The following is a 15,777-nucleotide window of genomic DNA, read 5'->3' on the forward strand; positions in this document are numbered from 1 at the left end:
TAAAAAACAAAATATTATGGCAAAGCAATTGAAACAATGGCAAGGTTGGATCCTGTTTGGAGGATCGATGGCAGTGGTCTTTATCCTGGGACTGCTTGTGTCGTCGCTGATGGAGCGCAGGGCTGAGGTGGCCAGTGTGTTCAACAACAAGCGTACTGTGTTTGAGGATGAAATAATCGCTCAGAACGAGAAGTTCAAGGCTGACTATCCGCGTGAGTACGAGACGTGGGCGATGACAGAGGACACCACGTTCAAATCAAAATACAACTCGTCGCAGGAGGTAGATGTGCTCGAGCAGCGTCCTGAGATGGTGGTGCTGTGGGCTGGCTATGCCTTCTCGCGCCACTACAATACCCCTCGTGGACATAAGCACGCCCTTGAGGATATGCGCAAGATTCTGCGTACGGGTAATCCAGGAATTATGGTAAAGACTGCCGATGGAAGCGATTCTATCGCCGTAGATATGCAGCCCGCCACCTGCTGGACGTGTAAGGGACCCGATGTGCCTCGCATGATGCGCGAACTGGGTAATGGTAAGGATCAATTTGATCCTGCTAACTTCTATGCTAAGAAGTGGAGTGAGTTAGGAGCTGAAGAGGTGAATACCATCGGCTGCTCAGACTGTCACGATGCCCGCACCATGGATTTGCGTCCTGCCCGTCCTGCCCTCTACGAGGCCTTTGCCCGTCGTGGTCTGGATGTGAAGAATGCTACCCATCAGGAAATGCGTTCGCTGGTATGCGCTCAGTGCCACGTGGAGTACTACTTCATCAAGCCTAACGACGAGAAGAATCCCGGCAAGGCCAACTATCTGGTATTCCCGCATGACAAGGGATTAACCTGCGAGGCTGCCGAGGAATACTACGACGAGATTGGTTTCTACGACTATATCCATCCGCTATCTGGCACGAAGATTCTGAAGGCTCAGCATCCGGGTTGGGAGATGTCGCAGCACGGTATCCATGCTCAGCGCGGCGTATCGTGTGCCGACTGTCACATGCCCTATAAGCAGGAAGGTGGCGTGAAGTTCTCTGACCACCAGATTCAGTCGCCATTGGCCAAGATTGACCGCACTTGTCAGACCTGTCACCGTCAGGATGCCGAGGTGCTGCGCCAGAATGTGTACGACCGTCAGGAGAAGTGCAACGAGGTGCGCAACCGTGCCGAGCAGGAACTGGCCCGTGCCCATTTCGAGGCTAAGTTCATCATCGACAAGGGAGCTACAGAGGCTGAGATGGCTCCTATCCAGGCTTTGTTGCGCAAGAGCCAGTGGCGTTGGGACTATGCTATCGCCTCTCATGGTGCTACTTTCCATGCGCCTCAGGAAGTTACCCGTCTGCTCTCCCGCTCTGTCGACTATGCCCAGCAGGCCCGTTTGCTCATCGCCCGCGTAGCCGCCAAGCACGGACATACCGAAGCCATCCCTGTGCCTGATTATAGCACCAAGGCAAAGGCTCAGGCTGCCATCGGTCTCAACATGCAGAAGCTGAACGAGAACAAGCAACGCTTCCTGCAGGAAATCGAGCCCAAGTGGATTGAAGAGGCGAAAAAGAACGGAAAACTGATTGAAATCTGATGTGGACGAAACCCTGGACATTTAAGGAAGGCTTCCTCATTGGAGGAGGCCTTATCTTTGCAGGACTGATGCTGGAACTGAGCGTGGGTCCTGTAATGTGGGATGCATTTGCGTGGCCAGCTAACGCCATTGTACTGGCAGGATTCTTTGTGATGTTGACAGCGATGGCGTACTTGCGTAAAAAAATATATGCCTTCCAATGGATGACAACGTATCAAGCAGCCATCCCAGCTATGGTATATGCTGTTGCGCTGACCATTATTATGGGACTGACACGACAGCAAGCAAACGGCACGTGGCTGAACAATATGCTGTCGTTCTGGCCGTTCGTACTTATTTATGTGTATATCACGGTGATTCTGGGACTCACCATCCATCGCAGATTACGTCAAATATTCAGAGGTGAGTGGTCGATGAAGCGCGATGTACCTTTCCTATTGAACCATCTCGGCCTTTTCATAGCATTGACCACTGCCACGCTTGGCAATGCCGACATACAGCGCGTAAAAATGATTTGTAGCGTTGGCGAACCTGAATGGCGCGCAATGGAGCAAGGAGGTGCTATCAAAGAAATGGATCTGGCCATCGAACTGAAGAAGTTCATCATGGAAACCTACGACGACGGCTCGCCCAAGCGCTTTGCTTCGGAGATACAGATACTGACGAAGACGGGCAAGAATATCGAGACTACCATTGATGTGAACATGCCCTACGAGGTGGACGGCTGGAAAATCTATCAGTACGGCTACGACACGCAGATGGGGGCTCAGAGCCAGATATCAATACTCGAACTGGTGAGCGACCCGTGGCTGCCATTTGTCTATACAGGTATTTATATGATGCTGGCAGGAGCGGTTTGTATGTTTGTTATTGGTGGGAGGAAACGCGTATGAGTTGGGAGCATTTTATATATTTCGCAATTGCAGCGGTACTGCTTTGGGCCGTGGGTGCATGGGCTGCGTGGAAGAGTAAAACTGGTATGGCCTACGCGACAACTGTCTTGGGCTTGCTCTTTTTCTTCTCGTTCATCCTCTCTATGTGGATATCGCTGGAGCGACCGCCACTGCGCACGATGGGCGAAACGCGACTCTGGTATTCGTTCTTCCTGCCGTTGGCGGGGCTCATCGTCTATTCGCGCTGGAAGTACAAATGGATCCTGTCGTTCTCGACCATTCTCGCCCTAGTATTTATCTGTGTAAATCTGTTCAAACCGGAGATACACGACAAGACGCTGATGCCCGCCCTTCAGAGTCCTTGGTTTGCGCCACATGTTATCGTCTATATGTTCGCCTACGCCGTACTCGGTGCGGCGGCAGTGATGGCTATCTATCTGCTCTTTATCAAAAAGAGTGACATCGCTGACCAAGAGTTCTTTGCAGAGCAAAGCGACAAAGTCGAGCGTGAGATCACGGACAACCTCGTTTATGTCGGTCTTGCCTTCCTCACCATAGGCATGCTTTTTGGTGCCCTATGGGCCAAGGAGGCATGGGGCCACTACTGGTCGTGGGATCCTAAAGAAACGTGGGCTGCCATCACTTGGCTAGCCTACCTCATCTACGTCCACTACCGCCAGTTACAACTCCATCGTGAGCGGCTGGCCCTTTGGATAATCATCATATCGTTCGTACTCTTACAAATGTGTTGGTGGGGTATCAATTACCTGCCATCAGCCCAAGGTTCAAGTGTACATACTTATAGCATTAGTGAATAAACAACTATGAGAAAAGCAAGTAGAGAGATGGATGCCGCCTTCGCTTTGGAGGTATTAGATAAGGCACCTTACGTTACAGTCAGCATGATTAAATCAGATGGGAGTCCATACGGATTACCTCTGTCGTTGGTACGCACAGACGAGAAAACCTTCTATTTCCATTGTGCCTTGGAGGGTGACAAGTTGGACTGCATTCGTCACTGTCCGACTGTATTCCTCTCGGCAGTTACTAAATGTGCGCCTACGGTTGGCCCTAAAGATGGAAGTTTTACGCTACAATACAAATCTGCAACCGCCGTAGGCAAGGCAGAGATTGTGACAGACCACGAAGAGAAGATTGCTGGTCTGAGAGCTATCTGCCAGCGTTTTCTCCCTCATCATATGGATGCTTTCGATGATGCTATTGCCAGAAGTCTCGAACGGACAGCAGTGGTTAGGATTACTCTGACTGAACCTCCCGTTGGTAAGCGTAAACAGTATGATAAACAGGGTGAAGAAATGAAATATGGCAGAATGAAATGACCTCCTAAAGAGTGCGAGGCCATCCGTGAAGTGACGGCGCTGGGGGCCACATCGTGTATGGGGCTGTAGGATAGATAGATTATATTTCCGCTGATTGGAAGAGACAAAGAAAACGGAAGCCGTGACTGACTTCCGTTTCTCTATTTTTATCTTTGGGGAACATTAGAAAGCAATGACAGAGCGAACGTCGCCTACTTCCGTCTTCGCCTTATCACTAAGCTTACCAGTCCTGAAATCAAAATACCACGCAGAGGTTTCATTGGATGCTGTACTTGTACAATAGGCTCTATCTACAAAACCTGTACCACCTGCACTGTAAATGATACTATTCAAGTTACTAGCTGTGTAATCAGGGTTACTCAATACTGAGAGTTCTTCAGTAACTGCAGTACCTTTTTTCTTGGTTGCAAGTCCCTGACAAACCTTGCCTAACTGGGCTACAGACGGCAAGAACCAGCCACTGGTGCCGCCTGGAACCACGGTGCCGTTATTGTCCTCAGCAGCACTTGCGGCAGCGTCCCAAACAACGCGGCCACCGGTGTGGTCTCTCATGCCAATAGCAAGACCTCTGTACCACCCAACTTCTGCGTCACGTGGATTGCCTACGTATGAAATTATTGCAACTGCTGTGGTGTTTACCGCTGTAGCAATGGTTGTATTGTCGTAGACATTACCGTCGATAGCAATCACCCTGCCAACGTCATTGGCAGTAGCTTCCATAAAAGGAATAATAGGAGTCATCCTCCAACTTACACTATAGCCATTGCCAGATGCGTAGGTCTTTCCTGTCAATAGCTTAACATAGTCCTTTGAGCCACCGGTGGTTGTAACCACAACATTCTTTGAAACTATAGGCTTAATAGCGACATAGATAGGACCTGCAGCAGCCGAACGGGTTACTGTATAAGTATCCTCATCTGCCTTAACTGTTACGTCAGTAACGTTACCAGTAATTTCGTTGGCTCCATCGCTGTCCTTGAGGGTAAGAGCAAGGATGGCGAGTTGGTTCTGGAGCGTACAACTTGGAAGATTTTCGCCTTGCCACTCTCCTTCATAAGTAGCCAAGTCAAGATTGCTGGCAAGGCTTGCCAGAGTACCGTCCTGATTAGCAAGGGCATCGTAGTTGATGGAGCCGTCAGCCCTCGCCATAGATGCAGGATAAATGTATTGTACATCTATCGACTTGTCTGGTGTTTCAAGGTCGAAGGTAAATGATGCAATTGTGCCGGCATCCTTGATATCGTCTGCTTTGAGGGCACGGCTCACAGCCATCACCATGCCACTTCCGTTGCTGTAAACAATAGCCATCTGCTCGCCGACGGCAAATGTCTTAACGCCTTCGCCAGTCAGTGCACGCGTTTTTGGAGCGGCGTTCAGCCCCACGGTAGTGGTCATGGTTACTGTCTTTTTACTTGTGTCATCAGTCTGCTGCTGCTTGTCGATGGCCATGACGTCATCTTTCGAACAGCCAGTCATTACTGCGCCCACCAGTGCGAGGGCTGCAATACTAATATATCTCATTGTCTTTTTCATTGTTTTCTTCGTAATAGAGGGTTAGTTACTCTTCAGTAGGAGTATTCCAAATGTAGTTTTCTGCACTATTATTGGGGCACTTCATCATGGTCTTGGGGCTAGCGGCGTAGTAGTATTCGCCGTACTTGAGCTCCAGATTCTTGCTGTAGATGTATTTATCACCGGCAGTGGTGGCCACGAAGTAGATGGTGTTGCTGGTGCCGGCCTCATCGCGCAGGGCTAGGAAGAAGTGGTCGGTGGCAGCATCGGGTGTGATGGTCAGCGGACTGGCGTCGGTGGCGTAGACCGTCTGGCCGTCGAGTGGTGCAGTCTTCACCAGCTTGCCCTCGCTGGTCCATACTTCGAGCTTGGTGATGGCGAGGGCATGGCCTGCGTCGTTGGTGAATGTGATGTCGAGGTAGGCCTGCTGGGCTTCGTAGGCGGCATCGCTCATCACTAGGTAATTGTTAGTTTCGTCCTTAACCGTTCCCGTAGTTTGACCTATCTGCTTCACGGTCGATGTGGCTGTGAGGTAGCTCTTGCTGGTCGATACGTCGGCTATCGTGCCCTTCTGACCAGTGTAGTCCAGACTGGCAGTGTGGTAGTGGAGCGTCACATTGTCGCCAGCGGCGAAGGTGCCTGTGAGTTCACCCGTCAGTGTGGCGTAGGCCGAGTTGCCCGCGCTTACGTTGGCGGTCAGTGTGCCGGCTGTGGTGGTTGCACCCTCCTTCACCACCTGAACCTTGTCATTCTTGTCCCAGTTGGTATAGAGCGTGTGGCCGTCGTTGCCGCCCACGCTGATGGCGCGGGTCTGTGCGGTTGGTCCCACGTTGATGCTCACCTGGAATGTGCCTGTCACTCCGGCCTCTACGGCCGCGTCGTCATCGTTGCTGCAGGCCGTCATCGTCATCGCTGCCAATGCGATTGACAGCGGGTAGAATAGATGTTTGATGTTCATTGTTGATTATTATTTGATTGTTTATTACTTTCAATCTCTCTGTCGTCCTGCGGTGTCAGAATGATTGTCCTGGCGTTCCGTCGGGGAGACTGTTACCGTTGCTGCCTACCAGCAGACAAGGCTGATTATTCAACTGGTAAACCTTCATCGCAGGTTTACAATACCTTTCTTTTTTAATGCTTGTTTCGTTCATAATTTACTGTTTTAAGTAATAATTAATGTCGACTGCGATTAATAGACAATACCCTTAAACCGCAAAAACGCGGCAAAATTACACATTTTTTTTTCTATTAAGAAACAAAAAACGGATTTTTTTTAAAAAAAATAATAAAAATAAGGCCTGCAATCAGAATGAATGTGGTTAAAATATAAAATCTGTTAAACAGTGTGCTGTTTGGCGCTTTTTTAGTACCTTTGCGCCTGAATTTTCAGGATATCAACACAATGTATATTACTTATATAAAACTAATGATGCTCTTAGGAGCTGTATCAACGGTGTACACCGCTCTCTATATGTACCAGCTGAAAAAGGCTCGCAAACGCCTGTTTCTCTCTAACGCTATGCTGGAGACTAACTACCATATCATGGAGATGAGTCATCAGGAGCAACAGGAGACATTGGAAAAGTTGACCATGACCAACGCCATGCTGGAGACTAACTACCACATCATGGAGATGAGTCACAAAGAGCTGATGGACTCGCTGCAGCAACTGACCGAAGCGAACGAACGGGCGCAGGAGTCGTCGAAAATGAAAAGCAACTTTATCCAGCAGATTTCGCACGAGATACGTACGCCACTGAATATCTTGAGTGGATTCACACAGATCATCACTATGCCAGGCGTGGAACTGAGCGATGATGAGAAAATACAGATAAAACAGGGTATCGTGGAAAACACTGACCGCATCACGGGCTTGGTGAACAAGATGCTCGACCTGAGCGATGCCAACAGCCAATCGGTGATCAACCGTACGGACCAGACTACTGCTGTGGAGCTGACTGGATTCACCATCAGCAAGGCTGGTATAGCTGAACAGAAGGATGTGAACTTTGAACTGGAGATGACCAACGAGGTGGGGGCAACGCCGCTGCTCACGCATATCGATACGGCTTCGCGCGCCTTGTCGCTATTGCTCGACAATGCCATCAAATACTCTGCCAAGAGCGCTGAAAAACAGGTCCGCCTCTGCGTGACGACAACCGACGAGAGTGTGGTGTTTGCCGTAGAAGACCGAGGCATCGGAGTGCCTGCAGAAGAGGCTGAGCACATCTTTGAGGAGTTTGTGCAGTTAGACGAATATTATGACGGCACAGGCATCGGACTGACCATCGCGCGCAGTCAGGCACGCCGACTGGGTGGCGACATCGTTCTAGACACCACTTATGCTCCAGGCGCTCGCTTCGTGATGACGCTGCCTAGATAGAAGGAAAACTTCATAACTGCTTCAGGGCGGTGATGATGTTTCGGATGAGTTGGGGTGATTGGTAAGGCGTGGCGGGATTCATGCCTCGGATGACGGCATACGAGAAATTGTCGGCCATGCACTCCTCGGGGGCAATGACATACTTGGTGTTGAGACCTACTGCATCCCAGAAATCGCTCGCTTCGGTGATATCATAAACCTTAGTCATATCATCGAGCGGCACAAGGACGGGCTTGAGAAAAGAGAAGAAGACAATCTGATTGCCCTTTTCGGCACTGGCTTCGGCCCACGACTTTTCGTAAAGCACTATCAGCTCGCAGCGACGCTTCTCACCATTAATGGTAAAGGTGGCATAGTTATCGATGTGTTCTACATCGGGATTGATAATCATGCGCTTGCTGATGGCTTCGGGAAACGTGATGTCGTGATCCATCACCGTAAAACCTATCTGCGCATACATCTTCTGACGGAAGACTGGTGAGTGGCGGGTGACGCAGTGGAACAGCTCGTGGGCGACCAACTCGGCAAACCATCTCTGCAGCAGCTGATTCTCTTGGGCTGTCCTGGCGGTATCGGGCATACAGGCCTGTACCGACATCTCGCCCAGAAAGATGATATTCTTAATGGTGTAGCCGCCCGCACCGCCTTCTTCTTGCTGGGTGGTCTTGGCGAATATGACTTCAGAAGGCACAGGCAGTTGGCAGCCGATGCTGTTCAGACTGTCGGTGACCATGCCTATCACCGTCGCCATAAAATCGCGTTCAGCGTCAGTCCAGTCGCGCGCCTGTTGCTGGGCCATCGCCTTCAGTTCGTCGAGCGTACCGCCATCTTTTCTTACGCGCCAGTCGATATCCATCTGGTTCATTTTGCCATAGTAATCGGTGTTGGACTGCATCAGCTGGCGGGTCTCGGAGGCTGTGGCCAGTCGATAGTTAATGGTTGTGCCTGCAGCCAGCATATCTACGCTGTAAGTGCAGAGAAGGGCTACCAGTGCCCACTGAAAGATTTTCTTCATAATTCTAAAGGTTGATAATATATCGGGTGCAAATATAGTGAAAAAGTAACAAAATAGCAACATTTTTGTAAAAAACTCTGAAGTTGCTCTTCATCATTGGCGCCTTTTCCTTGTAACTAGTTCTTCTGATTGATCAAATTCACCACCACTTTTACCATCACATCTTTCTCTTCTGTCTTGCTCTCAGCAATCATCAGAGTTAGTGCGACGAGGGTATTATCTGCCAGACGCTTTGAGCCATCAGCACGATAGAGAATACCATTATTATTCAGGAACCACAAGAACAGAGTGGCTGCAATGCGCTTGTTGCCATCGCTGAAGGAATGATTCTTTGTAACCAAATAGAGCAACATGGCTGCCTTCTCCTCGACACTTGGATAGAGTTCCTCGCCTCCAAAGGTCTGATAGATCTGGCCAATACTGCTCTTGAAGGAATCATCCTTCTCATTGCCAAAAAGAGCAGAACCTCCAAACTTCTCTCGCAAACCATTAATAGCCTCCATTGCATTTTCATACGTTGCATGGAAAGGCTCTTCTTTTGTAGTCTTATCGATAGAGAGTCGCTCGTAATCATAGTTATCGAGGGTATCGAGGGCATAAGTGTAATCTGTCACCACCTCAAAAAGTGCATTGGTCTCATCATTCGACAGCAAGGTCTGATTCTGAATTGTGCGCCCCAGCATACCTACCAGCTGGCGCAACTCGCCTATCTGTTCACTATGTATGCGCTTGTTAACGGCATAGCCGTTAACAAGATAGTCCTTGATAATCTTTCGTGCCCAGATACGGAAAGCAGTACCACGTTGGCTATGAACGCGATAACCTACTGAGATGATGACATCGAGACTATAATAAGGCACTGGTTTTTTCACACCATTAACGTGTAAAAAATGCACGTTATTATTATCTCTTTCCAATTCACCTTCTTTAAATGCGTTTAACACGTGTCTTCTGATGTTTGAATCCTCTTTATTAAAGAGAGATGCCATCTGAGATACGTTAAGCCATACCGTCTCATTCTCCAAGCGGACATCAATCTGCGTCTGTCCGTCTTCCGTCTGATAGATTACAATCTGATCCTGTTTCATAATTGATTAATTCTAATACATTCTGCAAAGATACAACTTTTTTCTTATCCATCAAACATTTACATACTATTTTTTATCGTTTGATGCTGCAAAGATACAAAAAAGGTGTGAATTATTGAGGCACAGGTTTGAAAAAAACAATTGATTTTGAAATCATCTTTTGTGTTCCAATTCAACATTTACCATTGGTTGCTACAACCAGGTAGTCTCTTTCCTTTACGGACAAATTCCGCAATGCCTTTATTTCAGGCCGAATTGCGTTAATCTTCCAAAATAGCTTCGCTTTTACAAGCTTTTTTCGTAAATTTGCAGCCAATTATTCAGAATATTAACATCAATACAAAATAAAAAGATGAAAAAGGCAATGATTGCAGCAGCCTTGATGATGGCTGTAGGGGCGCAGGCCCAAGAGGTGAACTTCACCGTGAATGGCGTGAGCAAGGATAATGGCTCGACCGTGATACTGATAAACTTCCAGACACGCAAAATGCTGACTGGAAAGGTGGAGAACGGCAAATTCAGCATCAGTGGTACTGCCCAGAAGGACGCTGTGCTGAACGTGAAGAGTGAGAACCTGGGATGGATGACACCATTCGTGAACGACGGCACGCCCGTGACAGTGAACCTGAACGACAGCACACTGAAGGGCTCAGCACAGAACGAGCGACTGGTGCGCTACGATCTGGACATGCACGCCAGATATACACTGGACACCAAGAAGGGACTGGAGAAAATCTTCACCGACGAGGTGAACACCATGATTCCTGCTGCCTTTGTGGATGAGTATCTGGAGCACTTCGGTATGGAGAAGCTGCAGAAGATTCTGGACACCAAACCTGTATGGGCTAACCACCCCAACGTGAAAGAGGCGCTGGAGACGTATGCCGAGATGATGAAGAAGAATGCCATCATCGGCAAGCAGTTTACCGACCTGGAGGAGCCTGATGCCGACGGCCAGATGCACAAGTTGAGCGAGTATGTAGGTAAGGGCAAATGGGTGCTGGTGGACTTCTGGGCTTCGTGGTGCGGACCTTGTCGTGCTGAGATGCCTAACGTGGTGAAGGCTTACGAGAAATATCACGCTAAGGGATTTGATATTGTAGGACTGTCGTTCGACAACAAGAAGGAGCCTTGGCTGAAGGCCATCACCGACCTGCAGATGCCTTGGATTCATCTCTCTGACCTGAAGGGCTGGAGAACCGTTGCTTCAGGCATCTACGGTGTGAACAGCATCCCCGACAACGTGCTCATCGACCCACAGGGAAAGATTGTGGCTCGCGGACTGCGCGCTGAGGGACTGCAGAGCAAACTGAAGGAAATCTTTGGCGAATAAAATAGACTGATTGGGATGCTGCATCTACTGAAAGAGCACGACGTCATCGCCTTCTCTACGGAGAGAGGACTGGTGGATATGGACAAGCCCTACGACGGGTTTAACATCACCTGGTACACGGATGATGACCCCAAGCATATAGCCGACTGCCGACAGGCGCTATGCCAGATGCTGGATATCGACAACCAGCATCTGGTATTGCCCAGGCAGGTGCACGACACGAAGGTGGCGGAGGTAACGGCCGACAATCTGGGTGATAAGTTTGATGGTATCGACGCGCTCATCACTGCCCTGCCCCGCACGTGTATCGGCGTTTCAACAGCCGACTGCGTACCTATTTTAATATATGATGCACACACGCGTGCGATAGCTGCCGCTCACGCCGGATGGCGAGGCACTGTGGCACACATCGGACAGAAGACGGTGGCGGCCATGAAAGAGCGCTACGGCTCGAACCCTGCCGACATGAAGGTGGTGATAGGACCAAGCATCGGGCCCGATGCCTTCGAAGTGGGCGACGAGGTGTATGAGGCGTTTGCAGAAGCACACTTCGACATGAGCCGGATAGCCCATCGACCTGCCCAGAAATGGCACATAGACCTTTGGCAAGCCAATGCGCTCGACATGCAACAGGCTGGCATCAGCGCCAGCAACATCGAGATAGCTGCCGTTTGCACTCATCAGCACTACGACCAATTCTTCTCGGCCCGCCGCCTGGGTATTAAAAGTGGAAGAATTTATACCGCTATAATGATAAAATGAAAGCAAATCGCTAAAAATACTTTCAAAAATTTTGTTGTTTAAACAAAAACACTTACCTTTGCAGCGCCGGTGGATGAAGCCCTGCTTGTTTAAGGGTACCGCCTGAGGCAAGATAAATTGCATAGGAATATGAAAGTATTGAAATTCGGCGGAACGTCCGTAGGTTCCGTAAAAAGCATTCTTAGCTTAAAAAAAATCGTTGAGACAGAGGCTCGGACGCAACCTGTCGTAGTAGTAGTTAGCGCGCTGGGCGGTATCACCGATAAGTTGATATCAACCTCACAATTGGCCTTGAAGGGTGATGACAGGTGGCGTGAAGAATTCGACGCGATGGTGACAAGGCATCACCAGATGATAGACACCATCATCACCGACGACAAAAAACGCGTGGATTTATTTAATAAGGTGGATCAGCTCTTCGACCAGTTGAAGAGTATCTATTATGGTGTGTATCTGATTCACGACCTGTCGAACAAGACGGGCGACGCCATCGTGAGCTACGGCGAGCGCTTATCATCGAACATCGTGGCTGCGATGTTCAAAGGCGGACGCCGCATGAACAGTCGCGACTTTATCCGCACAGAAAAGAAAAACGGCAAGCATCGCCTGGTGGCCGACCTGACCAACCAGCTGGTGCGCGAGGCTTTTAAGGATATGCCCGATGTGGCTGTGGTGCCTGGCTTTATCAGTCGCGATAAGGACACAGGCGAGACCACCAACCTGGGGCGTGGCGGTAGTGACTATACGGCTGCCATCATCGCAGCAGCGCTGGACGCCGAAGTGCTGGAGATATGGACCGACGTGGACGGATTTATGACGGCCGACCCGCGCGTGATTAAAACGGCCTACACCATCAACGAACTGAGCTATATCGAGGCGATGGAGCTGTGTAACTTTGGCGCCAAGGTGATCTACCCGCCAACCATCTACCCCGTATGTATAAAGAATATCCCCATCAAGGTTAAAAATACATTCAACCCTGAACACCCAGGCACGCTCATCAAGGATCATATTGAGAACGACCAGAAGCCTATCAAGGGTATCAGTAGTATCAAGGGCACCACGCTTATCACCGTCACAGGACTCTCGATGGTGGGTGTGATTGGTGTGAACCGACGCATCTTTACGACATTGGCCAACAAGGGTATCAGCGTGTTTATGGTGTCGCAGGCATCATCAGAAAACTCTACCTCTATCGGTGTGCGCGACGAGGATGCTGCCGACGCTGTAGAGGTGCTGAACGCTGAGTTTGCCAAGGAGATTGAAACGGGCGCCATGTTCCCCATGCACGCTGAAAGCGGACTGGCCACTATCGCCATCGTGGGTGAGAACATGAAGCACTCGCCTGGTATCGCCGGTAAACTGTTTGGCACACTGGGCCGTAGTGGTATCAGCGTGATAGCCTGCGCACAGGGTGCATCGGAGACCAATATCTCGTTTGTAGTGGATGGCAAGTTCCTGCGCAAGTCGCTCAATGTGCTGCACGACTCGTTCTTCCTCTCAGAATACAAGGTGCTCAACCTGTTTATCTGCGGTGTGGGTACCGTGGGTGGCAAACTGATTGAGCAGATTCGCAGTCAGTATGAGACGCTGATGCAGCGCAACGGACTGAAGCTGAACGTGGTGGGCATCGCCTCGTCGAAGGCGGGCATCTACAACCGCGACGGCATCGACCTGGAGAACTATCGCGAACTGCTGAAAGCACCCGAAGCGCAGGGCAAGTGCCTACGCGACGAGGTGATAGGCATGAACATCTTTAATAGTGTGTTTGTGGACTGTACGGCCAGCAAGGATATCGCTGCACTGTATCAGCAGTTCCTGGAGCACAACATCAGCGTGATTGCTGCCAACAAGATTGCGGCATCAAGCGATTATGCCAACTATATGAAACTGAAGCAGACGGCGCGCAATCGTGGCGTATGGTTCCGCTATGAAACCAACGTGGGTGCCGGACTGCCTATCATCGGAACCATCAACGACCTGAGAAACTCAGGCGACAAGATACTGAAAATCGAAGCTGTGCTGAGCGGCACGCTCAACTTCATATTTAACGAGATAGCTGCCGACGTGCCTTTCTCTGAGACTGTTCGTCGCGCCAAGGAGCAGGGCTACAGTGAGCCCGACCCACGCATCGACCTGAGTGGTACTGACGTGATTCGCAAGCTGGTAATCCTGACGCGCGAAGCTGGCTATCAGGTGGAGCAGACGGATGTGGAGAAGCATCTGTTTGTGCCCAGCGATTATTTTGAAGGTAGCGTGGACGACTTCTGGAAGGCTCTGCCTAAGCTGGATGCCGACTTTGAGTCGCGCCGACAGAAGTTGGAGGCCGAGGGTAAGCGTTGGCGCTTTGTGGCCACGATGGAGGATGGCAAGACCAATGTGGCGCTGAAGGAGGTGGACAGCAATCATCCGTTCTATCGCCTGGAGGGCTCGAACAACATCGTACTGCTCACCACTGAGCGCTATAAGGAGTACCCGATGCTGATACAGGGTTACGGCGCTGGTGCCAGCGTAACCGCAGCCGGTGTCTTCGCAAACATCATGTCAATCGCTAATATCTAATTTATGAAACATATTATTATACTAGGGGACGGTATGGCGGATTTGCCCGTTGAGAGATTAGGGGGAAAGACGCTATTGCAATATGCCAACAAGCCGATGATGGACCAGTTGGCTAGCGAGGGCCGATGCGGCCGATTAATCACTATACCTGAAGGTTTTCTGCCTGGTAGCGAAGTGGCCAACACAGCCATCTTGGGCTACGACCTGAATAAAGTGTATGAAGGTCGCGGACCGCTCGAAGCGGCCTCTATCGGCTACGAGATGGCCGACGACGACCTGGCGCTGCGATGCAACATCATCACGCTGGAGAAAGGGGTTATCGTGACCCATAATGGTGGTAACCTGGAGACGGAAGATGCCCGCGAACTGATTGATTATCTGAACGAAACGCTGGCCAAACCCATCAACGTGCGATATGGTTGCGAACGTGTGAAATTTATTACCGGCATACAGTATCGTCATCTGCTGATTATCAAGGGTGGCAACAAGCACATCGTGTGCGCCCCACCCCATGATCATCCTAATGAGCCTTGGCGCCCATTATTGGTTAAACCCGAGGAAGTGTTGAGTGATGAGTGTTCAGTGTTGAGGGATGAGAGAGCGTTGTCGGCGAAGGAGACGGCCGACTTGCTGAACGAGCTCATCCTCAAGTCGCAACCGCTGCTGACAGCACACCAGCTGAATCAGGAGCGTGCTGAACATGGTGCTCGTCAGGCCAACAGTATCTGGCCTTGGAGCGGCGGCTATCGCCCTTCAATGGAGACGCTGATGCAGCAGTATCCTGAGATTAAATCGGGTTCTGTCATCTCAGCCGTAGATCTGATTCGTGGCATCGGGCATTATGCTGGTTTGAAGATTATTGATGTGGAGGGTGCCACCGGGCTGGCCGACACCAACTACGAAGGTAAGGCGCAGGCTGCTATCGACGCACTGAAGCACGACGACTTTGTGTTTGTGCATGTGGAAGCGAGCGACGAGGCTGGTCATGACGGCGACCTGGAACTGAAACTCAAAACCATCGAATATCTGGACGAGCGACTCATCAAACCTATTTATAAAAAGGTGAAAGAGATGAATGAGCCTGTAGCCATCGCTGTGCTGCCCGACCATCTCACACCTGTAGAACTTCGCATCCACGTAGGCAAGCCCGTGCCATTCATCTTCTGGTATGACGGCATAGAGCCCGACGAGGTGAAAGAGTACGACGAAGTGAGCTGCACCTACGGCGCCTACGGACTGCTGAAGCTGCAAGAATTCATGCAAGAATTCATGAAGCTTTAATTTTTACATTATTACATTATTAAATCTTTAAA

General features: G+C 50.1%; 14 protein-coding genes. 9 read left to right on the top strand and 5 right to left on the bottom strand.

Translation table 11 applies throughout. The features are described 5' to 3' along the window. Positions 1–16: 16 nt before the first annotated feature. Genes nrfA through T360_RS0112825 form a run of 4 tightly spaced genes read left to right on the top strand, consistent with a single transcriptional unit; the run spans position 17 to position 3,809 of the window. Positions 17–1,576 (top strand): ammonia-forming cytochrome c nitrite reductase, encoded by a 1,560-nt coding sequence (gene nrfA / locus T360_RS0112810; protein ID WP_028913131.1) that lies wholly within the window; start codon positions 17–19, stop codon positions 1,574–1,576. Continuing rightward, entirely contained in the window at positions 1,576–2,469 is an 894-nt protein-coding gene (locus T360_RS0112815; protein WP_028913132.1) for a cytochrome c biogenesis protein ResB, read from the top strand. The genes nrfA and T360_RS0112815 overlap by 1 nt, the downstream gene beginning before the upstream one ends. Continuing rightward, entirely contained in the window at positions 2,466–3,287 is an 822-nt protein-coding gene (gene ccsA, locus T360_RS0112820; protein WP_028913133.1) for a cytochrome c biogenesis protein CcsA, read from the top strand. The genes T360_RS0112815 and ccsA overlap by 4 nt, the downstream gene beginning before the upstream one ends. Positions 3,288–3,293: 6 nt before the next feature. Beyond that, positions 3,294–3,809, top strand: coding sequence for a pyridoxamine 5'-phosphate oxidase family protein (locus T360_RS0112825; RefSeq protein WP_028913134.1), 516 nt, complete (start codon positions 3,294–3,296; stop codon positions 3,807–3,809). Between the two features lie 162 nt (positions 3,810–3,971). On the opposite strand, the gene T360_RS0112830 is transcribed toward T360_RS0112825, so the two are convergent. Genes T360_RS0112830 through T360_RS16300 form a run of 3 tightly spaced genes read right to left on the bottom strand, consistent with a single transcriptional unit; the run spans position 3,972 to position 6,472 of the window. Continuing rightward, on the bottom strand, positions 3,972–5,330 hold the full coding sequence (locus T360_RS0112830; RefSeq protein WP_155949558.1) for a hypothetical protein: 1,359 nt from the start codon (positions 5,328–5,330) through the stop codon (positions 3,972–3,974). A 37-nt stretch (positions 5,331–5,367) separates the two neighbouring features. Beyond that, complete coding sequence (locus tag T360_RS0112835) at positions 5,368–6,279, bottom strand: hypothetical protein (protein WP_155949560.1); 912 nt, start codon at positions 6,277–6,279, stop codon at positions 5,368–5,370. 55 nt (positions 6,280–6,334) lie between these two features. Continuing rightward, positions 6,335–6,472, bottom strand: a complete 138-nt coding sequence (locus tag T360_RS16300; RefSeq protein ID WP_155949562.1) for a hypothetical protein — start codon at positions 6,470–6,472, stop codon at positions 6,335–6,337. A gap of 275 nt (positions 6,473–6,747) precedes the next feature. Between T360_RS16300 and T360_RS0112840 the strand changes: the two genes are divergently transcribed. Next, the gene (locus T360_RS0112840; protein ID WP_197019319.1) at positions 6,748–7,704 is read left to right on the top strand and encodes a sensor histidine kinase KdpD; all 957 of its coding nucleotides are present in this window, start codon (positions 6,748–6,750) and stop codon (positions 7,702–7,704) included. A 10-nt stretch (positions 7,705–7,714) separates the two neighbouring features. Here T360_RS0112840 and T360_RS15430 read toward each other — a convergent pair whose 3' ends face one another. Continuing rightward, a complete protein-coding gene (locus tag T360_RS15430; protein WP_051523568.1) occupies positions 7,715–8,719 on the bottom strand; it encodes a hypothetical protein in 1,005 nt (334 codons plus the stop codon). 116 nt (positions 8,720–8,835) lie between these two features. Beyond that, positions 8,836–9,807: a virulence protein RhuM/Fic/DOC family protein gene (gene rhuM, locus T360_RS0112850; RefSeq protein ID WP_028913138.1), complete on the bottom strand. Its 972-nt coding sequence runs from the start codon at positions 9,805–9,807 to the stop codon at positions 8,836–8,838. A gap of 352 nt (positions 9,808–10,159) precedes the next feature. Between rhuM and T360_RS0112855 the strand changes: the two genes are divergently transcribed. From T360_RS0112855 to T360_RS0112870, 4 genes are all read left to right on the top strand, one after another. Then, positions 10,160–11,140, top strand: coding sequence for a TlpA disulfide reductase family protein (locus T360_RS0112855; RefSeq protein WP_028913139.1), 981 nt, complete (start codon positions 10,160–10,162; stop codon positions 11,138–11,140). 15 nt (positions 11,141–11,155) lie between these two features. Continuing rightward, a complete protein-coding gene (gene pgeF / locus T360_RS0112860) occupies positions 11,156–11,902 on the top strand; it encodes a peptidoglycan editing factor PgeF (RefSeq protein WP_036929566.1) in 747 nt (248 codons plus the stop codon). Between the two features lie 129 nt (positions 11,903–12,031). Next, a complete protein-coding gene (gene thrA, locus T360_RS0112865) occupies positions 12,032–14,464 on the top strand; it encodes a bifunctional aspartate kinase/homoserine dehydrogenase I (protein WP_028913141.1) in 2,433 nt (810 codons plus the stop codon). A 3-nt stretch (positions 14,465–14,467) separates the two neighbouring features. Beyond that, positions 14,468–15,745, top strand: coding sequence for a cofactor-independent phosphoglycerate mutase (locus T360_RS0112870; RefSeq protein ID WP_028913142.1), 1,278 nt, complete (start codon positions 14,468–14,470; stop codon positions 15,743–15,745). Positions 15,746–15,777 lie beyond the last annotated feature (32 nt).

Origin of the sequence: Prevotella sp. MA2016, assembly GCF_000619825.1 — a bacterium.
GTDB lineage: Bacteria > Bacteroidota > Bacteroidia > Bacteroidales > Bacteroidaceae > Prevotella.